We start from the raw sequence: 22,848 nt of genomic DNA, 5'->3' as shown, positions 1-22,848 counted from the left end.
GATATCACCCAGACGACCTCTGGCGTACTCAGATGCTGACCGCCGGTTTCTTGGCCTCCAGTGGCACACCGTCGCGCAGCCATTTCTTCACGCGGCGGCGGTACAGGTCACGCTTCAGACGGCTGATGCGGTCGATGAACAGCTTGCCTTCGAGGTGATCGATCTCGTGCTGCAAGGCGACGGCGAGCAGCCCTTCGCCTTCGATTTCGATCTCTTTCTCATCGAGAGTCCAGGCTTTAACCAGCACGTGGTTCGCCCGCCGTACCTCCGCGGTGTAGTCGACCACACTCAGGCATCCCTCCTCCCACACGATCGACCCTTCGGCCTCGACGAGTACCGGGTTGATCAGTTTGATCAGGCCCCTCTCGGGTTGCTCCTCATGCAAATCGAGGACGATGACCCGTTCCGCCGAGCCGACCTGAGTGGCCGCCAGCCCCACACCGGGCGCGGCATACATGGTTTCCACCAGGTCGGCGACCAATTGCTGAATATCCGCGTCGATATTCCGCACCGGGTGTGCCGGCTGCTTCAGCTCGGGATCTGGATACTTGAGGATCGTTCGTAAGGACATGGCTAAGAGCAGGGTTCAAGGGTGCGAGAAACAAGGGTTCAAGGGTTCAAGGGTTCGAGGGTTCAAGGGAATTGTCCGAGCTTGGCATTGGAACTGGAAAGTTGGCAACGGCTACCCCTAAAGAAACTACATGGCAGAATCCAGTCGGGTCAACCTCCCCTCGAACCCTCGAACCCTTGGTCCCTTGAACCCTAGCTTCAGAGCATATTGTACGGGTCAACGTCGACGATCACGCGGACGTCCAGCCTGCGCGCTTCGCGCCGGACGGTATCGCGTCCTGCCGCCGTTGCCGCGCGTACGGCGGCGCCGTTGCGCCCGCGTACGAGCACTTGCCAGCGATAGCGGCGGCGGAGGCGCTCGAGTGGTGCCGGCGCCGGGCCGAGAATGGTGATGCCTTTCGAGGCAACGGTGCGGATGCGGTCGGCCAGCGCACGGGCGATGCGCTCGGTGGTTTCTGCTCCCTCGCCCTCGCAGCGGATCTGAACCATACGGGCGAAAGGCGGATAGCTGAGCTCCCGGCGCGTTGCCAACTCGTGTCCGGCAAAGCGCTGGTAGTCGTGGTGCAGGGCGCACTGCAGGCTGAAATGGTCGGGTTGCAGCGTTTGGATGATGACGCGTCCGGGACGCTGACCGCGCCCGGCTCTTCCTGCGACCTGGGTCAACAGCTGGAACGTGCGTTCCGCCGCACGGAAATCTGGAAGGTTCAAGGACAGGTCGGCGAGGAGCACGCCCACCAGCGTCACGCCCGGGATGTCATGCCCTTTGGTGATCATTTGCGTGCCGACCAAGACGTCGTACTCGCGCCGCTCCCACGCGGACAAGATCTCGCGCTGCGACCCTTTGCGGCTGGTGGTGTCGCGGTCCATCCGGCCGATGCGCGCACCCGACAGCTCGCGCCGGAGCGCAGCCTCGACCTGCTCGGTGCCGGCACCCCATGCGCTCAGGCTGAGACCACCGCAGGCGGAACATGCGGTCGGCGGCGAAATGGTGTAGTCGCAATGGTGGCAGCGCAAGGCGTTCCAGCGCCGGTGCAAGGTCAACGTTACGCTGCAATTCGGACACTTCAAGGCCTCACCGCACGCATGGCACTGCATGAAATTGGCGAACCCACGGCGGTTCAAGAAGACCAGGCTTTGGCCGCGCGCGGCGAGATTGGCCTTCAGCGCGGCGGCAAGCTTCGGCGACATTAAGAGTTGCTTGCCGGCTTGAGGGCTCCGCCGCAGGTCGACAATCTCCACCGAAGGCAGGGGACGCGCCTCGACGCGCTCGGGCAGTGTCAGGACCTGATAGCGCCCGGTGCTGCCGTTGTGAAAGGTTTCCATTGCCGGTGTGGCCGAGCCCAGAAGGGCAGGGCAGCCGCTGAGCTTGGCTCGCATGATGGCGACGTCGCGGCCGTTATAGTGCACGCCGTCTTCTTGCTTGTAGGCGGAGTCATGCTCCTCGTCGACTACCACCAAGCCGAGCCGGGGAAGGGGCGCAAACACGGCGGAGCGCGCTCCGACCACGATGGGCAGACCGCCGCGCGCAATCTGGCGCCACTGATCCCAGCGCTCCCCCTCGCTCAGGCCGCTGTGCAGCACTGCCACCTGTTCGCCGAAGCGCGCACGCACACGGTCGATGAGCTGATGGGTGAGAGAGATTTCCGGCACCAGGACGAGCGCCGTGCGCTGCATGGCCAGACAGGCGGCAATGCCGTGCAGGTACACTTCCGTCTTGCCGCTGCCGGTCACGCCCCAGAGAAACAGCGTGCGGAATCCCGCACCCATGTCGCGTGCAATCGTGTCGACAGCATGGCGCTGCGCCGCGGTGAGCTGCACCACGTGATCATGCAGCTCCGCATCGTCGCGCAGGAGCGGGCGATAGACCTCTTCGTCTCGGGCCGACACCAGTCCCGCTCTGACCAACGCCGCCAGCTTGGCCGACAGGTTGGGGAATGTCGTGCGCAACTCTCCAGCATGCGCCCGCCCGAGTGGGTGCTCGAGTAGGTACTGGTACACCGCATATTGCGACGGGCGTCGCGTCTGCCACTGGCGGGCTTCCTCCGGACCGAGGCGGTGGGCCGCTTGGTAGTAGCGGGTGCGTTTGGTCGCGCCGTGTCCGCCCGCAAGCTGGTAGTCGATGCACACCAGTCCCTTCCGCTGCAGTCCGCTCAGCGCGCGTTGTGCTCCCGTGCCGAACTGCTGTGCGAGTACGGCCGTGTTCTGCGCGCCGTGGGTCTCGAGCCATGCCAGGAGTTCTTTCTCCAGTCCCTTCAACGCCGGCTGCTGGTCGCCACTAGCACGCCCGTCGCCAGAAGAAGGCGGCAGCAGCCGGGCGACGCGCTCGAAGGTGGCCCGCAAGCTACCCGGTAAGGCCGTGGTGAGGGCATCGGCAAAGGAACTCAGGTAGTATTCAGCCATCCAGCGGCAGAGACGCATGAGCGTGGCGTCGAGTAACGGCTGCGCATCAAGTACGCTGAGAATCGGCTTGAGTCGCGGATGCGGAGAACTGTCCACCACCTCCGTGACCATGGCGACCGCCTGGCGGGAGCCAAGCGGAACGAGCACCCGCACGCCCGGCCGCACCGCGTCGTGCAACGCCGGATCTACGGTGTAGTCGAGTGCTCCGGTATCACCCGCTGCTGGGAGAACAACGACACGCGCAATCACAGGCGCCAATCCCGGGGGAGCGGATCAGTCGCCCCGCTGGACCTCACGCCGGAGACGGCTTGAGGTACTTTTGTATTTCCTGAACCAGCTGTTTGGGGCTGAACGGCTTGGAAATGTACCCGTCACAGCCGACTTGGCCGGCTGACTGGGCAATGCTATCCGACACGTGTGCGGTCACGGCGAGGACCGGGATGTGCTGTGTGGCCGGATCGCTCTTGATCGCCTGAATCACCTCCACGCCACTGATCTTGGGCATCGACAGATCAGTGAGTACAAGGTCGAACTTCTGCGCCTTCACCTTGCGGATCGCATCTTCGCCTCCGTAGGCGGGGACGACCTGATGCCCAACGGCGCTCAGCGCATGCGTCAAGATGCGCATGATGTCCGGATCGTCTTCAACAACGAGAATCTTTGCTCCCATCAGCTGTCCGTCCTAAGTTGCGTCCGCCACCAATCGCGTTGACAGAACAAATGTACCACGAGAGCGAAGGTTTCCATAATAGTAACGCACATCACGCGCTGCCAAGGCGGTCACTGCGCAATGCGCTCAACGCCTGCATGCCCCCGTCAGGTCGCCTCCGGAGACGCATATTCGCGCCGGATGCGGAACACCCCATGTTGCTGGGCGTAGTTGTAACGGTGCAAGTTGTGACAGATGAGCAGCGCGACGATTCCCGCCGTGGCGGACAGCCCGAGCAATATGCCGGAACCCCACAGGCCGCAAATCAGGCCGCCAGCGGCAGCAATCGCCACTGCTGCCCATGCGGGTTCGGCCAGACGCGGGCTGGCGATCATGAAGCGCAATGCCAGCAGGTCGCGCATCACGATCACCGTGCGGCTGATGCCGTAGTGGGACTTGCCGTGCTGCCGGCGCCGGTCGTTGACCGGCAGCTCGGCGACCTCACCGGCGGCGACCCCGAGGATCACCGGCAGGAAACGATTCATGCCGCGGGGCAAGGCTGCTTTCTCCACCAGTGACCGCCGGTAGATTTTCAAACCGCAGCCGCTGTCGTGCAATGGGACCCCACTGACGGCGGTAATCAATCGATTGGCAACGCGCGAAGGCAGCACCCGCAGCAGCACGTCTTCCTGCCGTTCTTGCCGCCATCCGGAGACCACGCGGCAGCCGTTGCGCTCCAGGGTCTCGAGCAGACGCGGGATGTCGTGCGGATCGTTCTGGCCGTCACCGTCCAGCGTAATCACCAGGTCGCCGCGCGCTGCCTGGAAACCCGCCGACAGCGCTGCTGCCTCGCCGAAGTTGCCGTCGAGGTCGAGAATGCGCAGGCGCGGTTCCGTCGCACCGAATTGCCGGAGCTGTTCGAGCGTGGCATCGGTGCTGCCGTCGTTCACGAAAATCATCTCGAACGGGCGGCCGAGCGCGGTGATGACCTCGCGGATTTCCGCGCACAGTGGTGCGACATTGCCTTGCTCATTGTACACCGGTACGACGACCGACAGTGCCGGAACGCTAGTGCGATTCATGGCTGGAAGAAGGAGGAGACGGTGCGCGACACGTACTAGACCTCGGCATCGGTCAGGTCGGGAAAACCGGCCAGCAGAAGATTTCTTCCGCCGGACGCTCGGCCTGCGGTCTACCCTTCCATACGGCCTTACTGCCCAATCCGCCGGATCAGGACAAGAGGGCTGTCTGCGGCCTTGCCGCTGGCGAAGGTGACCTGTTCGTACTGATCGCTAGCCGACGGCCGCATACGGTCCCACTCCTCTTTTTCCATCAGCAGGTAACGCGGGGCACCAGCTGGCCACGGCCCTTGGTAGCGCGGAATGTGCTCCTGCCAGTAGAATACCGGGCCGTACTCGAAGGTCTTGAAAAAGAAAAGGTCGTCCCCGGGCGCCAAGGTTTGACGGACCTCCGCCATGAAAGATCGGAAGCTCATGTGCTCGGCGATCCCAGGCAAGATAAATCGATTGACGGACATGGTCAGCGCGGCGGCAGCACAGAAAATACCGGCGAATATTTCCGTCCAGCGTCGCGCCTGTGCCGCGCGGATGCAAACATAGAGCGACACTGCTGCGGTGAGCAAGAGACCAAGCAGAAGCCAGCGGCCCGATCGCATGGTGTCGCTGATCCACGGCGCGAACGCCTTGGCGGACGCAGGGAGCCCCCACTGGATGACCGCCATGATCGGTATCCCGAGGGTCTCGAGCAGCACGACGGCGGAGATGAGGGCCAGGAGTCCCGTGAGTGTCCAGCCAACAAACGGGAGTAACCGGGCTAACCAGCGTTCCTCTTCGGGGAGGGCCTGGCGCTGTTCGTCCCACCACCAACCGAGCAGGAGTGCCAACGCCGGATAGAGCGAAAGCAAGTAGACGCCGCGTTTACTGACCGCGAAGGCGTAGACGCTAAAGACGACGGCGATCCATACCATCAAGTACACCCGCGAATCGTTCCTCGACAACTGGCGGCGCTGCCGCCACAGCCGGGCGACCACAGCAGGGAGAAACAGCGTCCATGGTAGCACCCCGAGAAGCAAGGCGCCGAGCAAATAGCTGGCAGAATGCACGTGTCCGCCGCTGAAATCCTCATGACTCAGGAGCCTGAAAACGTTCTCCGCCAGAATCTGCTGGTCGAAGAAGTGCCGCCCTCCGAGAATCAGCGCCATGACGTACCAACTGCCCGCCATGGTCCCAACGGCGAGCGCGCCGTAGCCCAGCCGCATCTGTCGGAGGAACGTGAAGTCACGTGTCAGCGCCAGCATCAAGAGCGCCGTCAGGCCGGGCAGCGCGACGCCCACCGGGCCTTTGCCCATTACGGCCAAGGCCATGCCAGCATACAGTGGGATCAGCCAGCCCGCCGCGCGGCTGCGCAGAAAAAAAAGCAAACTCAGAAAAGCGAGCTGCAAACCGAAGGTGAGGGTCATATCGACCCGCGCTCCAGTGGACGCTCGCGCCCATTCGAACATCGTCATGAGCGTCAAAGCGGCAAGCAGACCGGCGCGTGGGCTCCACAACGCCGTCCCGGCGGCGAAGATGCAAAGCAGCGCGATGAGGGAAAGGGCTGCCGACGGCAAGCGGATGCTCCATTCGTCGGTGGCGCCGTGAATCAGCGACGTGATCGCCGCCAGCCAATGGAACATCGGTGGTTTCGCGGGGATCTCCAGGCCGCCAGGCCCATCGATTCGCGGAAGAATCCAACCTCCCTGGTGCGTCATCTGCCACACTACCAAGCCCTCTCGCGGCTCACCTTTGGTGTGGAACGGCACGTTTCCCAGGCCCCAGAGTTCGACGCCGACCCAGGCCACAATCACGAGGACGGTGTAGAGGACGACGGTGGGCGCAAGCCAAGGGTGTGCCGCCGCCGCTGCTTCGACGCGAGTCTCCGTGGCCACGGTTTCGACGGGGGTGGCTGCTGGCGCGACTTCTATGGAATCGACCATGGTGTGCGTGTCGCTCCTCGGTTAACGAGCAAAGTTCACGATCACGACCTTCTTGCCCTTGGCGGCGATTTGCCGAGGCGCAGGATCGAGCCGCGGCCGCAACGGATCCAATTCCAGACGGTCGATGACCAGAAAGACGCGCCGAGGCGATTGCCACGCATCCAAGAGCGATTGGTCACTGTTCCAGAAGAACGCGCTCTGATCGCCCTGGTGGCTGCCAAAATCCAGCTCGCCACGGCCACCCACCACCACGACCCGCCGTTCGGCATAGAACGGGATGCCCTGGACGTAGTGGTTGTAGAGGATGACCTGATCCTGCGGCTGTGCCTGCTGGCGAATAGCCATGCCTAAAGCCCGATACTGCGGCACGACCTCACGCCCGCTGATTGCAACGGCTTGCAGTGCCAGCATCCCCAAGAGCAATGCAACAAAGCTGGCCTGGCAGGCCTGACGGCGAACCAGGACGAGGGCTGTGCCGGCAAACCCCGCGACGATGCATGCGCCGAGGTAAGTTCGTGGGACGATGAGCCCGGCCTGCGGCAGATCGACGACCGCGCCGGCAACGGCTCCTCCTAGCGCTGCAAGGATCGCTAGGATGAGGAGGGCGACACATCCGCGGACGAGGACCTGCACCTGGCCTTCTTCGAGGACCCGCTGGAAGAAACGCGCGGCCAGAATCGCCAACGGGCAGAACATCGGCAGTATGTAGGTTGCGAGCTTGGAACCGGAGAGGCTGAAAAAGGCGAAGATCACACCGCTCCACACAACACAGAACAGCGTGGCGGGGGAGACGCGCCGCTGCAGCAGGCGAGCGACGAATTGCCGGAGCAGGCTCGGAGCGAACAGGACGAAACCGCTCCACGGCAACATGCCACCCCACACGATCGGAATGAAAAACCATGGGCCTTGCTGATGCTCGTTCGGGCTGAGAAAGCGACGCAGGTGCTGGTCGACAATGAAGAAGTTGAGGAATTCGGGGTTGCGCTGGCTCACCAGCATGAACCACGGCAGCGTGATCACCACGAACAGGACGATGGCGAGCGGGGACAGGAGCCACCGCAACGCTGACCATTCGCTACGCAGCACCAGGAAGGCGACGATGATGCCGCCATTCAAAAGCGCTGCCACCGGCCCCTTCGTCAATACGGCACATGCCGTGGCGGCATAGAGGAGCAGCACCAACGCCCACCGATGCCGGACGCCGCGGTAGGCAAACCAAAATGCGCCGAGCGCGAGGGTCATCAATGCCGTCAGTGGCATATCGAGGATCAATATCTGGCTCAGCCCGAAATAGAACGGGCTGGCGGCCAGCACCGCCGCCGCGGCGTAGCCGGTCCACACGCCGTACATCGACCGCCCCAGCCGCTGCACCATGACGATGCCGATCAGTCCGAACAGTGCCGGCCACAAGCGCGCTACAAATTCACTGGTGCCGAACACCGTGAAATTGATGGCGGTCAGCCAGTAGACGAACGGGGGCTTCTCGAAATACTTCACGTAGTTCAGGTGGGGGGTGGCCCAATCGCCCAGCTCGATCATTTCCCGCGGGATCTCGGCGTATCGCGGTTCGTCTGGTTCACCCAGGCCGTACCCACCGAGAAGGCACGAGTACGTCAGCACGATGGCGAGGCTGAAAGTCCATACCCCCCAGCGCGGTAGGCGCAGCGCCCTTCGGTAGGTCAAGGCATCGAGGGAAATGCCCTCATCGGACATGGGCACGACCACGTGACTCATGGCGTGTGCTCTTGCCAGGCCACTGTCCCCGCCCGTCCCGCGATCGGACCCACGACCACAGGCGCGACCGGTGCCGAGCCCATCTGTTCGGCGACATCGATCAGCCGCGTGAATCGCGCCTCATCACGCACGGCCTCGAGCAGATCGCGGAGCAGCGGCAGGTGCGGCATACCCTCCATCTCGGCGTGCACCGTGTGCACGTTCAGGCCGGGATGGAATTGCCGCCGGTAGAAGGCGGTCAGTTCGCGTGCGGTGGTTCCGGCTTCACCGTACGTCTCATCCAGTGTCGGTGTCGTCGTGGGGATCTCCAGCGTGCGAAAGCGTTGCCCATCCATTTCGGGGATGAACGGCGAAAACCCGCGCGTGTCGCTGTGGTAAGCGAAGTTCGCCGCGTCCTCGCTGGCAAAGCTCGCCGGGGTGCATTGCCATCCGGGCGCGCCGAAGGCCCGCGGCTCCTCACCCAACACCTCGCGAAAGACGGCGCGTCCCCGTTCGATTTCCGCCCGCACCGCCGCTGCCGACAAGCCGGGTAAACGGTCCTGCCAATAGACGTGGTCATAGCCGTGCATGCCGATTTCGTGGCCGCTGCGGGCGAGGGTCCGCATGGTGTCCGGACACGAGCGTGCGATCTGCGGGCCGGGTAAGAGGGTCCCATAGAGGATGGTCCGCCAGCCATACATGCTGACGGCGCTGGTGCGCCGCATCTTGGCCAGGAAGCCGCGGCGGAAGATGCGTCGAATGGCGCGTCCGGAGTGATCCGGCCCGCAGGACACGAAAAAGCTGGCGCGGATGCCGAAGTCATCGAACAGACGCATGAGCGCAGGCACGCCGTGCTTCATGCCGGCGTGGGTGCACACGTCAACTTTCAATGCCAGCTGAATCGCACTCACGGCTATAGTGAAGTGCTACGGAACCACTCGATCGTGCGCGCCAGGCCCTCCCGCAGGGAGGTATTGGCCAGCACGCCCAACACCTTCTCCGTCTTGGTGGTATCGGGCACGCGGCGGGGAATGTCTTCGTAGCTGGAGCCGTATACCGATTCTTGCGACACGAACTTGAGCGTCGACTTGGCGCCAGCGATCTCGATCATCAGACGGGCCAAGTCGGCGATGCTGGTTTCGACGGCGGTGCCGATGTTGAACACCTCCCCGTCGGTGCCTGGCGCGACACCGGCCGCTATCGTTGCCCGTATCGCGTCGTCGATGTACGTGAAGCAGCGGGTTTGGGTGCCGTCCCCGATGACCGTCAGCGGTTCGTTGCGCAACACCTGCCCCATGAAAATGGTGATGATGCGGCCGACGTCGAGCTGGTCGAGACGCGGTCCGTAGACGTTGAAGTAGCGGGTGATGGTGACCGGCAGCCCCATGCGATGGTAGGCGAAGCAGAAGTGTTCGCCGACGGCCTTCGAGGTGGAGTAACACCAGCGGTCGATCCGCGTTGAGCCGAGCACGCGATCATCCTCTTCTTGCCAGGGCACCTTGGGGTTGCGCCCATAGACCTCGGAGGTGGAGCTGAACACAACCTTCTTCTGGTGCTTGAAGGCCAGCTTGAGGACGTTTTGTGTGCCGTTCACATTGACGTTGAGGACCTCGTATGGGTCGCCGACGTAGTATTCCACCCCGACGACCGCGGCCAGATGGTAGACGAGGTCGGACTTGGCGATGAGCCCCTCCAAGATCTCCAGGTTGAGGACGCTGTCGCGAATGTAATGGAACGCGGGATTGCCCATCAGGTGGCGCACCTTCTTCACCGTTCCCATGTCGAGAATGGAGACATCGTCTCCGCGCGCGAGTAACGCATCGGCCAGATGCGAGCCCACGAATCCGCCGCCGCCAGTAATCAACACCTTCATATGAAGCGCACTCCTTCTTTGATCCCATAGCGCCGAGCCCAGTCTGCTCCCAGCAGTTCGGGGTCGTCGCCGAGCTGAATACGAGTCAACCGGACGGAGCCGGTTCCCGTTTGGACCTGCAACTCGGGTTGAGTCGACACCACCGTCCCCGCTGGCGCCACGCGATTTGCTCCGGGTAGCGGATGCGCTTCCCAGACGTACAGTCGTTGACCTTGCCACGTAGTGAAAGCGCCGGGGTAGGGGTGGGTGACCGCACGCACCAAATTGAAGACCGCCCGAGCCGGTTGCGCCCAGTCGATGCGACCATCCTCCGGCTTGCGGCCCCCGAAGTAACTGGCCAGCGCGTGCTCCTGCGGCCGGCGCGGAGCGTGCCCCGCGCACAGCAACGGGTACGTCTCCCGCATCAAGGCCGCGGCGGCATCGGTCATCTTGTGAAACAGCGTCAGCGCGGTGTCCTCGTCCGTGATCGGCACGGCGCGCTGCGCCACGATGTCGCCGCGATCGGGCTTCTCTTCCATGTAGTGCAGGGTCACGCCGGTTTCGCGCTCGTCGTGGATGAGCACCCAGTTCACCGGGCACCGGCCGCGGTACTTGGGCAGCAGCGATCCATGCAGGTTGAGCGCCCCACGTGAGGGGAGCGCGAGGATCTCCTTGCCGAGGATCTTGCGGTAATAGAACGAGAAGAGAAAATCGGGCTGCGACGCGGCGATCCGGCCGACCCATTCGGGCGTGTTGACGTTGTCAGGCGCAAACACCGGCACTCCATGTGCTTCCGCCAGCTGGCGGACCGAGCGGAACCAGACCTCCTCCTTCGGGTCGTCTTCATGCGTGATGACCGCGGCGACAGTTGCCCCGCCATTCAGGAGTTCCTGCAGACAGACGCAACCGATATCGTGGTACGCAAACACTACCGAACGCATCACGTTCACCGGGCGCGCTGATGTATTGCCCGAATGCGATAGGTTGGCCGCCGGCGCACCTCGAGATAGATGCGGCCGACATACTCGCCCACCATGCCGACGGCCAGGATCAAGACGCCGATGAAGACGAACAGGATGGCGAACAAAGTAAAGACCCCTTCGCTCTCCGGGCCGACGAACAGGCGCCGCACCAGTAAGAAGACGCCGAACCCCATGCCGGCCATGGCGACGATGATGCCCAGGAGGCTCACCATCTGGATCGGCAGAAGCGAAAATCCGGTGATCAGATCGAACGACAGCCGCATGAGCTTCAGCAAACTGTACTTGGAGCTTCCGCTCCATCGGTCCGAGTGCCCCACTTCGATCTCGGCCGTGCGCTTGGCGAGCGAGTTGGCCAATGCCGGGATGAAGCTGGACCGTTCGTCACACTCGATGATCTGCCGCACGATGCCGCGCTGATAGGCGCGCAACATGCAGCCGTAGTCGTTCATCTTGACGCCCACGGTGAGCGACGTGAGATGGTTGATCAGATCCGAAGCCGCACGCCGGTAGGCGGGGTCGTGACGGTGCTCGCGCCAGCCGCCGACCACTTCGTATCCTTCTTCCAGCTTGGCCACCAGCCGGGGAATCTCCTCGGGCGGGTTCTGCAGATCGCCGTCCAGCGTGATCACGATGTCTCCCCGCGCGGCGGCGAAGCCGGCGAGGACGGCCGCGTGCTGCCCGAAATTGCGGGTGAGTTCGATGACGGCGACCCGGCTGTCGGCAGAGGCGAACGAACGCAGAATATCGATCGACCCGTCACGGCTGCCGTCATCAACGTACCAGACCTCGTACGGGCGACCGAGCTGCACCAGCGTCTGCGTCAGTCGCTTGTGCAACAGCTCCAGGTTATCCGCTTCGTTGAATATGGGAATGACGACGGAGATGGCTACGGCCCCAGGGGTTGGTTCGGAGGCGGGATCTCCGACGGGCGCCTGGGCGCGGGGCAGTGATGGGACGTTCGGCACCAATGTGTCCTCGGGCGGGCGAATACTTACAGCGAACCACAAACCATAAAGCCCGCCGGAATTCAAATCGTAGGCCGACTTACATCATGTAATCTTTGCGCTGGATGCCGTACTTGTGCAGCTTTTGGTAGAAATTCTGCCGATGGAGGCCGGCCTCTCGGGCCGCCTGGCTGACGTTGCCGTGGTGGCGCCGCAGGCATTCCAGGATGAAATAGCGCTCGAAGTCTTCGCGCGCGGCACTCAGGCTCTTGCCGGCGGGAGCTGAACGGTCGACCTCCACCCCGGCGTGCAATTCAGGTGGCAGGTCCGCCGCGGTGACTTCCTCCCCCTTGGCCAGCAGCGTGGCGCGCTCGATCACATTTTCCAGTTCACGGACGTTGCCCGGCCATGGGTAGCGGCGCAGGATCTGCGCGGTGACGGCATCGAATCCCGTGATGCGATTCGGGTTGTCGTACTTGCGGAGAAAATGATGCGCCAACGGTAGGATGTCATCGACCCGTTCGCGCAGCGGCGGGATGCGTACGGAGATGACGTTGAGCCGGTAAAAGAGGTCGGAACGAAAGTCCCCGCTGCGGATGCGTTCCGTCAAGTCGGCGTTGGTGGCGGCAATAACCCGGATATCAACCTTGATGGCGCGGTCGCCGCCGACACGCTGCAATTCGCGCTCCTGCAGGACGCGTAACAGCTTGACCTGCAGGCGCGGCAGCAGCTCGCTCACCTCATCGAGGAACAAGGTCCCGCCGTCGGCTTGCTCCACCAGCCCCTTTTTGCTGCTGTGGGCGCCGGTGAAGGCCCCCTTTTCGTATCCGAAGAGTTCGCTCTCGAGCAGCTCCGAAGGGATGGCGCCGCAGTTGATGGCCACGAACGGTCCGGTGCTGCGTCCCGACTGCGTATGGAGCGCGCGGGCGATGAGTTCTTTGCCCGTGCCGCTGTCGCCGGTGATCAGCACGGTAGCGCTGGAGTTGGCAACGCGTTCGACGACACGAAACACTTCTTGCATGGGCTTGCTGACGCCGACGATGTTGCTCATGCCGTAGCGGCTGGCGAGTTGGCCGCGCAGGTTGCGGTTTTCCTGCAGCAGCTGGAAATGCTGCGCCGCCCGGTCCACGTGTTGGCGGGCCTCCTCATTGGTAAACGGCTTTTGCAAGTAGTCGAAGGCCCCGGAGCGCATGGCTTCGACCGCTGTCTGAATAGTGGCGTACGCCGTCATGATGACCACGACGGTGTCCGGGCTGAGCCGGCGCACCTCCCGCAGGAAGTCCAATCCGCCCATGTCGGGCATGAGCAGGTCCACCAGCGCCAAGGCGTAGGAGTTGCGGCTCAGTGCCTCGACCGCTTCCGCCGGGCTGGTAAACGCATCGACGTGAAGATCATCACGCTGCAGCGCGCGGCTGAGCGAGCGGCACAAGTTGATCTCGTCATCGAGTATGAGCATCGAGCAACGCATGTCATCTCACCTGACTGGTTGCTTCCGCACGGGCCGAGTCGCGTTGCGCCGGGAGAACGATGGTGAACACGCTGCCACGGCCAAGATCCGACGTCACCGAGATTTCGCCCCCGTATGAGGTGATGATGCCGTAACTGACCGCAAGGCCGAGTCCGAACCCAGCCCCGCCTTTCTTGGTGGTGTAAAATGGGTCGAAGATGTGGTCGAGGTCCGCGGGATCAATGCCGCATCCGTGGTCGCGAAACTGAATCACGGCCCGGCGGCGGCCTCCTTCGATCGATTCTGCCGTGTGCATTCGGACCACACCGGACCCCTCCATGGCATCGGCGGCGTTCAACAGCAGATTGAGGAAGACCTGCTGCATTTGTCGCGGGTCCACCCAGAGTGGAGGGAGTTGGGGGTCTAATGCCCACTCGGCGCTGAGCCCACGGGCCCGCGCATCGTGTACGGCCAAGGCGAAGGTTTCCCGCAGCAGCGCGTTCACATCCACCTCCAGCGGATGACTCTCGCCGCTGGCGGCGAAGTTCAGCAGGCCCTGGATGATGCGCCGGCAGCGCTGGGTTTCACCCTCGATGATGGCGGCATCCTCCGCCCAGGGGCTGTCGGTGCCCAGCCCCTCGCGCAAGTTGCCGGCGGTGGAGAGGATGATGCCGAGCGGATTGTTCAATTCGTGCGAGATTCCAGCCGCCAGCATGCCGACGGCGCTCAGGCGCTCGGCTTGCCCCAAGCGTGCGCGCGCGATCTTGAGGTTGCGGTAGAGGCGATTGGCTTCGTGCAAGGCGCCGTCCTTCTCCTGCAATGTGCGCTCGAGAGAGAGGGCGAGGTGATTGAAAGTGGCGGCCAGTGTGCCGACCTCGTCCGGGCCGGAGACCGGCACGCGTACGCTCAGATCGCCTTCCGAAAGACGTTCTGCGCTGCGGGTCAGCTCCAGCAGAGGCTGCACGGTCTTCTGTGTCCACCAGTAGATGAACGCCAGGGCAGTCGTCATCAGCCCGGCGGTCACCAGAAGCAGGCGGAGGCGAATCCGTTGCCCCTGCCGTGTCAGGAGATCGAGCGACACCCCGAGCCCCAGCCCCGCAACGGTCTTTCCGTCCACGATGATCGGGGTCAAGACCTCCATGTAATTGTCGGCTACGCGCACGATGGAGTGTCGCGGCCGTAGACTAGTGAGTGGCGGGAGCAAGATTTGCGAGCCCCGGGACATGCCTGGATCGCTGGCTTCCGCGAGCACGTGCGTCTCGTCAAAGACGTAGGCGTAGTCGAAATCACGGTCCTCGATCACGGGAGCCAGCTCATCGGCGATGGCCCGCTCGTTTCCCGTGGTGAGGAAGCGAGCGATCCGCGGACTCGTGATGTTGATCGCCGTCTTCCCTTTCTCGGCGAGGATCTCCTCCATCTCGCGGCGCTCGGCACGAACAAAAAACACAGTGGAAACCGCCAGCACCGCCAGTAACATCGTGCTCATGCCGAGCGCGAGGCGCCGACCGATGGAGGCATCAACAAACGTGGCAAGCTTGCCTAACATGGGAAATTCGGAACGATGTCCTGCAACGCCCATACCCAATGGAACGTACTAGAGCTAATTGTAGCGTGCCGGCGGCGCGGAACGCGCCTGTCGCGCTGCGATGACAGCCATGAGACTTGAACAAAACCATTTACCTGAATCACGGGCTAACCATCTTCGCCGCTTGATGTCATGAAATCAAGACAGGCTGTCAATATAACGAGACGCCGCCCGGCGTCGCAAGAGTATGATTTGCCAAGACTAGGTTCGTTTGTTGCTGGCGCCGAGCTTCGGATTGGGTGGAATGTGGCTTGCTTGAACTGAGTGTGGTGTCTTCGTGCCGTTCACCCAACCTAAGCGCACTTTTGCATATGAGAACTCTGGGAGTGTGGATCATCTTCGTCGCGTGCCTTCTGGGCTGCCACGAGGCCGACGTCAGCGGCAACAGTGGCGGCGCCCGTGTGCCTGGCGAGCTGCGCCTGAGTGAGGAACTGTTACGCAGCGGGCAGATCCGCATCGAGTCTGTGGATGCCAGGGTCGAGACCATCACCGTTCGCACCTCCGGGAAAGTTGGGTTCAATCAGGAGCGGCTGAGTTACGTCTCGTCGCCCTTGGTTGGGCGCGTCACCGCAATCCGTGCCGGTCCCGGGCAGCATGTGGAGGCGGGGCAGGTTCTGGCGGTGATCGACAGCCCGGACGTGGGCGCCGCCTCGTCAGAGTTCATCAAAGCGCGTGCCGATCTGCTTCTTGCCCAGCGGACGCATGACCTGGCTCGGCAGTTGTGGGATGCCAAGGCCATGGCGCGCAAGGATGTTCAGAAGGCCGAAGACGAATATTTGAAAGCGAAGACCGATGCGCGCCGCACGCGCGAACGCCTGCTCTCACTCGGCCTGACGGATGCGGAGCTCGATCGGCCCCTCGATGCCCTGCATGTGCAGTCGCAATTCAACCTGAGCGCACCCATCCGCGGCACGGTCGTGGAGCGCACGCTGACGTTGGGGCAGATGGTGGGCGGCGATCCCGCACAGCGGCTGTACGTGCTGGCAGACCTCGGTGAGCTGTGGGTGACCGCCGACGTGTACGAAAAGGACCTGCCGTTGATCCGTGCCGGCGAAGAGGTCAACGTCCAAGCCGCCGCCTGGCCTCAGGAACACTTCCAGGGACACATCGATTACGTCGGCGACACCGTGGATCCCACCAGCCGGACGGTGAAGGTGCGGCTCACGGTTGACAATCGCGGGCTGCTCCTCAAGCCGGAGATGTTCGTCACCGCGACCATTCGCACCGAAGGCAACAGCACCGTGCTCACTGCCCCGCTCGCCGCGGTCCATGGCGAAGGGTCGGACCAGCCGTACGTGTTCGTGGCGGTGGCGGACAGTCGGTTCATCCGTCGCCGCGTGACCTTGGGCGCCAGATCGGAGGGCCGGATCATCATCACCGAGGGTCTTTCCGCTGAAGACCGTGTGGTGACCGAAGGCTCCATCCTGCTCAAGGCCGAGGCGGAGCGCCAGGCCAACAGTTAGCTGCGATGATCAACCGCCTCATCGCGTTCTCTCTCGAGCAACGGTTCGTGGTCACCGCGCTCACTATCTTGCTGGTGGGCTGGGGCGTGCTTGCCTTCACCCGCTTGCCCATCGAAGCCTACCCCGAGTTGTCGGACGTCCAGGTGCAGATCATCACTTTGTTCCCTGGGCATGCCGCGGAGGAGGTCGAGAAGTTCGTGACCATCCCCATAGAGAACGAGATCAACGGCACGCCGCACCTGACCGCGGTGCGCTCGACCTCGATCTTCGGCCTCTCCGTCGTGCGGGCCATTTTCGAAGATGGGACTGACGATTACTTCGCGCGCCAGCAGGTCTTGGAACGCATCCATCTCGCGTCCTTGCCGCCCGGCGTCGATCCGGACCTCGGGCCGCTGAGCGGATCGATCGGTGAGATCCTGCGCTACACGATCAAGAGCGACACCTTGAGCCTGGTGGAGCTGAAGGCGCTGCAGGATTGGGTGCTCGAACGCCGCTTTCGCCAAGTCCCCGGGGTGGTGGATGTCGTCAGCTGGGGCGGCGGGCTCAAACAATACCAGGTCCTGCTCGATCCGGCGAAGCTCAAGCAGCACGACCTCACCTTCAAGCAGGTATTCGACGCGCTGGCGGCCAGCAACGCCAATGCCGGCGGCAGCTACATCCCGCAGGGCGACTATGCCTACATGGTGCGTGGTCTCGGCTTGCTGGAGTCCACCACGGATATCGACAACGTCGTCGTCGCTGCGCATGACGGCACACCGATTCGTGTCAAGGACATCGGCCACGCCGCCATCGGCCACGCCATCCGTCTCGGCATTCTCGGCCGCGACCACGATGACGATCTCGTACAAGGCATCGTCCTCATGCGCAAAGGCGAGAACGCATCGGTGGTGCTGCAGCGTGTCGAAGCCAAGCTGGCCGAGTTGCGCGACATCCTGCCTGCCGGTGTGACCATTCAGCCGTATTACGACCGCAGCCATCTGGTGCACACCACCGTGCGCACGGTGGAAGAGAACCTGCTCAAAGGCGCGCTCTTCGTCAGCGTCATTCTGATGCTGTTCCTCGGCAACATCCGCAGCGCGCTCATCGTCGCGCTCACCATCCCGCTGTCACTGCTGTTCGCCTTCGCCTGCATGGACGTGCGCGGCATCTCCGCCAACCTCCTCTCCATCGGCGCCATCGACTTCGGCATCATCGTCGACGGCGCCGTGGTGATGGTGGAGAACATCTATCGCCATCTCGCCGTCCACCACGTGGCCGGCGCCCGCATCCGGCCGACGATCTATGCTGCCGCCCGCGAGGTCGGGTCGCCGATCTTCTTCTCCGTCCTCATCATCATCACCGTGTACCTCCCGATCCTGTTCTTCCAGCGCGTCGAGGGGAAGATGTTCATTCCCATGGCGTCAACGATCTGTTTCGCCTTGCTCGGGGCGCTGGTGCTGACGCTGACGACCATTCCGGTGTTGTGCTCGTTTGCCCTACGGCACGTTTCCGACGAGCACGACAGCGCCATTCTGAGGTGGGCGCGGCGCCTCTATGTTCCCGGCTTGCACTGGACGCTGGAGCGCCCGCGGCTGACCATGGTGATCGCGCTGACGCTGCTGGGGCTCAGCTTTTCCGCGGTGCCGTTTTTGGGCAGCGAATTCCTTCCCGAGTTGGACGAAGGCGATATCTGGGTGCGCGCCAAGCTTCCCATCGGCATCTCGCTCGAAGGCGCGGAGCGGTATGTCAGACAGATGCGGGATATTGTGCTGAAGTTCCCTGAGGTGCGCACGGTCGTTTCGCAGCTCGGCTCGCCTGATGACGGGACGGATCCGAACGGGCCCGACAACGCGGAGTTGTACGTCGGGCTGAAACCTCGGGAGCAGTGGACCACCACGCACGATAAGAATGCCCTCATCGACGCCATGACCGACCGGCTCGCGATTTTCCCCGGCGTGACGTTCAACTTCTCCCAGCCGATCAAGGACAACGTCGACGAGGCCATGTCCGGTGTGAAAGGCGAGTTGTCAATCAAGGTGTTCGGCCCGGACTTGAATGTGCTGCAGGAGAAGGCTGAAGCCATCACGCAGGTGTTGGCGAAGATCAAGGGCGTGCACGACCTCGACTACGATCATTTGACCGGGCAGCCGCAATTGCGCATCCCCATCGACCGCGAGCAGGCGAACCGTTACGGGATCACGGTGACCGATGTGCAGGACGCCATCGAGACGGCGACGGCGGGCAAGCGGGTGTCCGACATACTCGAGGGCGAGCGCCGCTTCCCCTTGGTCGTCAAGCTGAGCGATGGCGACGGCCAGTCACCGGAGCGGCTGGCCAACCTACTGGTGCCGAGTCCGGGTGGGGCGCGCATTCCGCTGGCGCAGCTGGCGCACATCGACACGGCCTCCGGCTTCGCGCAGATCGTACGCGAAGAAAACCAGCGCCGGGTCGCCGTGAAGTGGAGCGTGCGCGGGCGCGACATGGGCGGAATGGTGGCCGAGGCGCAGCGGAAAGTGGCCGCAAGCGTCCAGCTCCCGGAGGGTTACCGCCTGGTGTGGAGCGGCCGTTTTGAAGACCAGCAGCGCGCCATGCGGCGGCTCGAGTTGATCGTTCCCGCCGTGATCTTCATTATCTTCATCTTGCTGTTCGGCAGCTTCAATTCGGTGCGGGATGCGGCCCTGGTGCTGGTCCACGTGCCCTTCGCCTTGATTGGCGGGATTTTCGCGTTGTTGATCACCGGTACGCATTTCAGCATCTCCGCCGGTGTCGGCTTCATTTCCCTCTTTGGAGTCGCTGTCCTCAACGGCGTGTTGCTGGTCGCCTATTTCAACGACTTACGCCGCCAGGGACTGCCGTTGCGTGATGCCGTGGTGCAGGGTGCGCAAGTGCGGCTGCGGCCGGTGTTGATGACCGGGCTGCTGGCGATCTTCGGCTTCCTGCCGGCGGCCCTGTCGCACGCCATCGGCGCCGAGGTGCAACGTCCGTTGGCCATCGTCGTGATCGGCGGCCTTATCTCGGCAACGCTGCTGACGCTGTTGGTCCTGCCGGCGGCATATATGTGGGTCTCCGGGCATCAACCGGAGCACGACGGGGCGAGGCTGGGAAATGGGTGAGGGGAGAGATCAGTCGGGAGGCAAGCGCCGATTCGTTTGCGGTGTTGTCCTGGGGGTTACACTCTGGTGCGTGTGTTCGCCGGCTGTCGCTGACCAGCAGGTGCCGGAACGCGTCACCTTGCCTGAGGCCTTGGAGCTGCTCGAAAAGCAGAATCCGGACACGTTGGCGGCCCGGTTGCAGATCGCGCAGGCTGAAGCCCAGCGCCTGGCTGCGCGGCGTTACGCGAACCCGACGTTCAGCGTGGATACCGATGACATCCCGGTGGGGCGGACAACGCCGCCGGGATTGTCGGTCGGTCAGACGATCGGCGCCGCCGTTCGCCTCGATCAGCCGTTGGTGCTGTGGGGCAAGCGGCGCTTGCGTATCGAAGGTGCCGAGGCCGGCGTTGCCGTCGCGAAGGAACAGGAGCACGATGTGCTGCGGCAGCTGCGTTCCACCGTGAAGGACGCCTTCTATGGCGTCTTGCACGATGCGCGGCTGTTCGAATTCACCTCGGCGAACCGGGAGCGCTATCAGAAGATCGTGGAGCTGAACGAGCGGCGCTTTCGCACCGGCGACATTTCCGAAGTTGAGTTCCGCAAGATCGAGCTGGAGAATTTGAAGCGCCTGACTGAAGAGGAAGAGGCGCGCCGCACGTTGGCCGAGCGCCGGCAGTTGCTCGGCCGCTTGATCGGTGGCGAGCGGGCGGTACAGGCCACGGGCAGGCTGAGCGCGCCGGACGTCGAGGTCGACAGCGCCCAGGTACTGAACCTGGCGATGGAGAATCGTCCTGACCTGCTCGCCTTGCAGCGCACGCGCGATCAGGCGGAGATCGCTCTTACCTTGGCGCGGCGGGAACGCTATCCCGACGTGACCGTCGGGCTGGACTATACGCACAGCCAGTTCGTCATTTCCGGCGACAACCGTAACGCACTGGGACTCGGCTTCAGTCTGCCGCTGCCCCTGCTGAACCAGAACCAAGCCGAAATCGCCAAGGCGGGAGTCGGTGTCCGGCAAGCCGAGATGGACCTCAAGCGGTTACGGCTGGACATCGCGCAAGAAGTTGCCGGCGCCGTAGAACGCTACCAATCGGCGCGCCGCCTGTGGCACACGTTCGAGAGCGGCTACCTCGACCACGCCAAGCTCACCGTGGACGCTGCCGAAAAATCCTACCGCATCGGCGGCGCCTCGCTGCTGGAACTGCTCGACGCGGAGCGTACCTACACATCCACCCAGACCGATTACCTCGACACCGTCTTCGCTGCCCGCTCCAGTCTCGACGCGCTGGAAAAGGCGATTGGTAAGGACCTCACGAACGAGTGAACCTCTCCGCCCTTTAGTTTGGTCCACTCATCCGGGTGAAACACCTCGGGAGCCCAGGCATTGACTTGCTCCGGTGTAGCCAGGCGTACGTGCATATTCTGGATCGATGTCAGCGTACGTGCTGCTCAAGCAAGCGCTGGAACGCGCGGGCGAAGGTATAAGCATCGCCCGGCCAGCGTGCGGACACATAGTATCCATCCACCACCACGAAAGCCCGGCTGGAGTCGGTCGCACTGTCCCGGCGTGTGAAGGCCAACGGCCCACGCCGGAATTGTCGGGCCGGATCGCTGAGCACCGACTTGACCTCATCTTCAACGTACGCTGCGTAAGTGCGGTAGTAGCGCCCCAGCTTCCAGAAAGTCATCAGGTAGGCGGACCGCTCTTGGTATTTGGTCAGGCACGTCGTGGTTCTTTCGTAGAGGACGCTTTTCCCGGTGGACGGATCCTTGCTCCGGGCAAGCAGCAACACTCCGTGGCAGATCGCGCCGACCGGCCGTCCCTGCGTGAAGAATGCGGCGACCCGCCCCTGGAGCCGGGCTGACCCCAGATACTGGCGCATGCCGGGGGCGTGGCCGCCCGGTAGGAGCAGCCCGTCATAGTCGGAGAAGTCGATGGCCTCCCACGATACGGGGCGGCGGAATTCCGGGGCCTGCTCCAACTCGCGGTAGAAAGCGCATGCTTCCTTCTCCGCCCCGAGCTGGCCGAAGATGACGCCAGTGAGCAGCAGCGGATCGGCTTGTGGCGGAACGCCCCCTTGTTCGGTGCAGAAGACCACGGAATGTCCGGCCCGTGTGAGCAGACGCCACGGAACGGCAACCTCGGTCACGTCGAAATCACGATCCGGTAGAGGAATTAGTACGCCGGCCATGCGGACAGCCTCCTATGGCACTGGGATTGCCGCACCCGCCATGAATGCAGTCTACGAGGTGTGCGCCTTTGCGGTCAACGGGTCACGGGTCACGTGCAAGCGTAATCAACCAGCGGAATGTCTAGTCAGGGATTGCGCATGGCGCCCAACGAGCCGTCCAGTCAGCCTCAATCCAGCCAGCGCAAGCGCCTCCACCGCAGGAGCGGGTTAAGCTGGATCGTTCGCATCCGCTGCCACCGCTTCGCCCGGGGCCGGGCGGACCTTCAGCACAACTTCCTTGCGGATCTGCACGGTGCCCACTGGCGCGCCGCGGGGCTTGGTTACGTAACGGGCTCGCGTGCACGAGACCGCCACGACACCGGCTTCCCGAGCTTTGCTATGGTACGCCGCCACCGCGGCGGCGCGTTTGAGTGTTTCGCGATCGGGCTCTGCGCCCGGCGGGCACTGGAGGATGACATGACTGCCGGGCATCCCGCGAACGTGAAACCACCAATCGTCAGGTCTGGCGACCGTGAGGCTAACGTAATCGTTGTCGGCATCGGTACGACCGGCCAAGACTTTCCATCCCCCCGGCAACGTATACTCGATCAGTCGTGGACGGCGATCGCGGGTCGGTGCGATCTGTTTGCACTTACTCACTGGAGCCTAGCCGCCTCAATCAAGAGTTTCCTCCACCAGGCCCTGTACCAGATCCGCCTCGCGCAGCACACGACGGCAGAATTCTGCCTGATCAGAGAGGACGTAGAACCCGATACCTTCGTACTCTACCGGAAGAATGCCGAGCACGCGGCCCTGAAACGGTTCGATGTCGACGGCGTAGTCGATGGCGTTGTCCGACAAGACTTGCTCGACCCGCTTACCTTCCTTCAAGCGACCGGCGACATAGACCATCGCCACCTCTTTGTCGTCGAATATCTCCGGGTGCACCAAGGCCATCGAGGTCGCTTCAAGCACTGCTAACGTAAGAGGGTGTTTCCGCTATCC

At 63.3% G+C, this 22,848-nt stretch carries 18 protein-coding genes; 3 read left to right on the top strand and 15 right to left on the bottom strand.

The genetic code is table 11. The features are described from left to right. Positions 1-28: 28 nt before the first annotated feature. The 12 genes from def to VF515_16405 form a co-directional block, all read right to left on the bottom strand. A complete protein-coding gene (gene def, locus VF515_16460; GenBank protein ID HEX7409224.1) occupies positions 29-571 on the bottom strand; it encodes a peptide deformylase in 543 nt (180 codons plus the stop codon). Positions 572-768: 197 nt separating this feature from the next. Further along, complete coding sequence (gene priA / locus VF515_16455) at positions 769-3,219, bottom strand: primosomal protein N' (protein HEX7409223.1); 2,451 nt, start codon at positions 3,217-3,219, stop codon at positions 769-771. Between the two features lie 43 nt (positions 3,220-3,262). Further along, the gene (locus tag VF515_16450) at positions 3,263-3,640 is read right to left on the bottom strand and encodes a response regulator (protein ID HEX7409222.1); all 378 of its coding nucleotides are present in this window, start codon (positions 3,638-3,640) and stop codon (positions 3,263-3,265) included. Between the two features lie 146 nt (positions 3,641-3,786). Next, positions 3,787-4,701 carry a glycosyltransferase family 2 protein gene (locus VF515_16445; GenBank protein HEX7409221.1) on the bottom strand — a complete coding sequence of 305 codons (915 nt, stop codon included), beginning with the start codon at positions 4,699-4,701 and terminating at the stop codon, positions 3,787-3,789. A 128-nt stretch (positions 4,702-4,829) separates the two neighbouring features. Beyond that, positions 4,830-6,614, bottom strand: coding sequence for a glycosyltransferase family 39 protein (locus VF515_16440; protein HEX7409220.1), 1,785 nt, complete (start codon positions 6,612-6,614; stop codon positions 4,830-4,832). Positions 6,615-6,635: 21 nt separating this feature from the next. Beyond that, positions 6,636-8,348: a phospholipid carrier-dependent glycosyltransferase gene (locus VF515_16435; protein HEX7409219.1), complete on the bottom strand. Its 1,713-nt coding sequence runs from the start codon at positions 8,346-8,348 to the stop codon at positions 6,636-6,638. Then, on the bottom strand, positions 8,345-9,238 hold the full coding sequence (locus VF515_16430) for a polysaccharide deacetylase family protein (GenBank protein HEX7409218.1): 894 nt from the start codon (positions 9,236-9,238) through the stop codon (positions 8,345-8,347). The genes VF515_16435 and VF515_16430 overlap by 4 nt, the downstream gene beginning before the upstream one ends. Positions 9,239-9,240: 2 nt before the next feature. Then, positions 9,241-10,200, bottom strand: a complete 960-nt coding sequence (locus VF515_16425) for an NAD-dependent epimerase/dehydratase family protein (protein ID HEX7409217.1) — start codon at positions 10,198-10,200, stop codon at positions 9,241-9,243. Next, entirely contained in the window at positions 10,197-11,120 is a 924-nt protein-coding gene (locus VF515_16420) for a formyltransferase (protein HEX7409216.1), read from the bottom strand. Before VF515_16420 ends, VF515_16425 begins: the two co-directional genes overlap by 4 nt. A 5-nt stretch (positions 11,121-11,125) precedes the next feature. Next, positions 11,126-12,127 (bottom strand): glycosyltransferase, encoded by a 1,002-nt coding sequence (locus VF515_16415; protein HEX7409215.1) that lies wholly within the window; start codon positions 12,125-12,127, stop codon positions 11,126-11,128. Positions 12,128-12,206: 79 nt separating this feature from the next. Then, positions 12,207-13,562, bottom strand: coding sequence for a sigma-54 dependent transcriptional regulator (locus VF515_16410; GenBank protein ID HEX7409214.1), 1,356 nt, complete (start codon positions 13,560-13,562; stop codon positions 12,207-12,209). Between the two features lie 13 nt (positions 13,563-13,575). Beyond that, on the bottom strand, positions 13,576-15,099 hold the full coding sequence (locus tag VF515_16405; protein HEX7409213.1) for an ATP-binding protein: 1,524 nt from the start codon (positions 15,097-15,099) through the stop codon (positions 13,576-13,578). 350 nt (positions 15,100-15,449) lie between these two features. On the opposite strand from VF515_16405, the gene VF515_16400 reads away from it, so the two are divergent. The 3 genes from VF515_16400 to VF515_16390 are packed head-to-tail and all read left to right on the top strand — an operon-like array spanning position 15,450 to position 20,996. Further along, on the top strand, positions 15,450-16,601 hold the full coding sequence (locus VF515_16400) for an efflux RND transporter periplasmic adaptor subunit (protein HEX7409212.1): 1,152 nt from the start codon (positions 15,450-15,452) through the stop codon (positions 16,599-16,601). A 5-nt stretch (positions 16,602-16,606) separates the two neighbouring features. After that, complete coding sequence (locus VF515_16395) at positions 16,607-19,693, top strand: CusA/CzcA family heavy metal efflux RND transporter (protein ID HEX7409211.1); 3,087 nt, start codon at positions 16,607-16,609, stop codon at positions 19,691-19,693. Next, positions 19,686-20,996, top strand: coding sequence for a TolC family protein (locus tag VF515_16390; protein HEX7409210.1), 1,311 nt, complete (start codon positions 19,686-19,688; stop codon positions 20,994-20,996). Before VF515_16395 ends, VF515_16390 begins: the two co-directional genes overlap by 8 nt. Before the next feature lie 109 nt (positions 20,997-21,105). On the opposite strand, the gene VF515_16385 is transcribed toward VF515_16390, so the two are convergent. From VF515_16385 to VF515_16375, 3 genes are all read right to left on the bottom strand, one after another. Further along, positions 21,106-21,864, bottom strand: a complete 759-nt coding sequence (locus VF515_16385; protein HEX7409209.1) for a type 1 glutamine amidotransferase domain-containing protein — start codon at positions 21,862-21,864, stop codon at positions 21,106-21,108. Between the two features lie 207 nt (positions 21,865-22,071). Further along, the gene (locus VF515_16380; GenBank protein ID HEX7409208.1) at positions 22,072-22,503 is read right to left on the bottom strand and encodes an NFACT RNA binding domain-containing protein; all 432 of its coding nucleotides are present in this window, start codon (positions 22,501-22,503) and stop codon (positions 22,072-22,074) included. A gap of 15 nt (positions 22,504-22,518) precedes the next feature. Continuing rightward, complete coding sequence (locus tag VF515_16375) at positions 22,519-22,800, bottom strand: hypothetical protein (GenBank protein ID HEX7409207.1); 282 nt, start codon at positions 22,798-22,800, stop codon at positions 22,519-22,521. Positions 22,801-22,848 lie beyond the last annotated feature (48 nt).

The organism is Candidatus Binatia bacterium, assembly GCA_036382395.1.
Taxonomy (GTDB): domain Bacteria; phylum Desulfobacterota; class Binatia; order HRBIN30; family HRBIN30; genus JAGDMS01.
This window is presented reverse-complemented; position numbering and strand designations above follow the sequence as displayed.

What these genes read in the sequence shown, in the direction of transcription:
- def (HEX7409224.1), bottom strand. Translation starts at nt 571, where the DNA reads ATGTCCTTACGAACGATCCTCAAGTATCCAGATCCCGAGCTGAAGCAG.
- VF515_16450 (HEX7409222.1), bottom strand. Translation starts at nt 3,640, where the DNA reads ATGGGAGCAAAGATTCTCGTTGTTGAAGACGATCCGGACATCATGCGC.
- VF515_16445 (HEX7409221.1), bottom strand. Translation starts at nt 4,701, where the DNA reads ATGAATCGCACTAGCGTTCCGGCACTGTCGGTCGTCGTACCGGTGTAC.
- VF515_16440 (HEX7409220.1), bottom strand. Translation starts at nt 6,614, where the DNA reads ATGGTCGATTCCATAGAAGTCGCGCCAGCAGCCACCCCCGTCGAAACC.
- VF515_16435 (HEX7409219.1), bottom strand. Translation starts at nt 8,348, where the DNA reads ATGAGTCACGTGGTCGTGCCCATGTCCGATGAGGGCATTTCCCTCGAT.
- VF515_16425 (HEX7409217.1), bottom strand. Translation starts at nt 10,200, where the DNA reads ATGAAGGTGTTGATTACTGGCGGCGGCGGATTCGTGGGCTCGCATCTG.
- VF515_16420 (HEX7409216.1), bottom strand. Translation starts at nt 11,120, where the DNA reads ATGCGTTCGGTAGTGTTTGCGTACCACGATATCGGTTGCGTCTGTCTG.
- VF515_16410 (HEX7409214.1), bottom strand. Translation starts at nt 13,562, where the DNA reads ATGCTCATACTCGATGACGAGATCAACTTGTGCCGCTCGCTCAGCCGC.
- VF515_16405 (HEX7409213.1), bottom strand. Translation starts at nt 15,099, where the DNA reads ATGTTAGGCAAGCTTGCCACGTTTGTTGATGCCTCCATCGGTCGGCGC.
- VF515_16400 (HEX7409212.1), top strand. Translation starts at nt 15,450, where the DNA reads ATGAGAACTCTGGGAGTGTGGATCATCTTCGTCGCGTGCCTTCTGGGC.
- VF515_16395 (HEX7409211.1), top strand. Translation starts at nt 16,607, where the DNA reads ATGATCAACCGCCTCATCGCGTTCTCTCTCGAGCAACGGTTCGTGGTC.
- VF515_16390 (HEX7409210.1), top strand. Translation starts at nt 19,686, where the DNA reads ATGGGTGAGGGGAGAGATCAGTCGGGAGGCAAGCGCCGATTCGTTTGC.
- VF515_16385 (HEX7409209.1), bottom strand. Translation starts at nt 21,864, where the DNA reads ATGGCCGGCGTACTAATTCCTCTACCGGATCGTGATTTCGACGTGACC.
- VF515_16375 (HEX7409207.1), bottom strand. Translation starts at nt 22,800, where the DNA reads ATGGCCTTGGTGCACCCGGAGATATTCGACGACAAAGAGGTGGCGATG.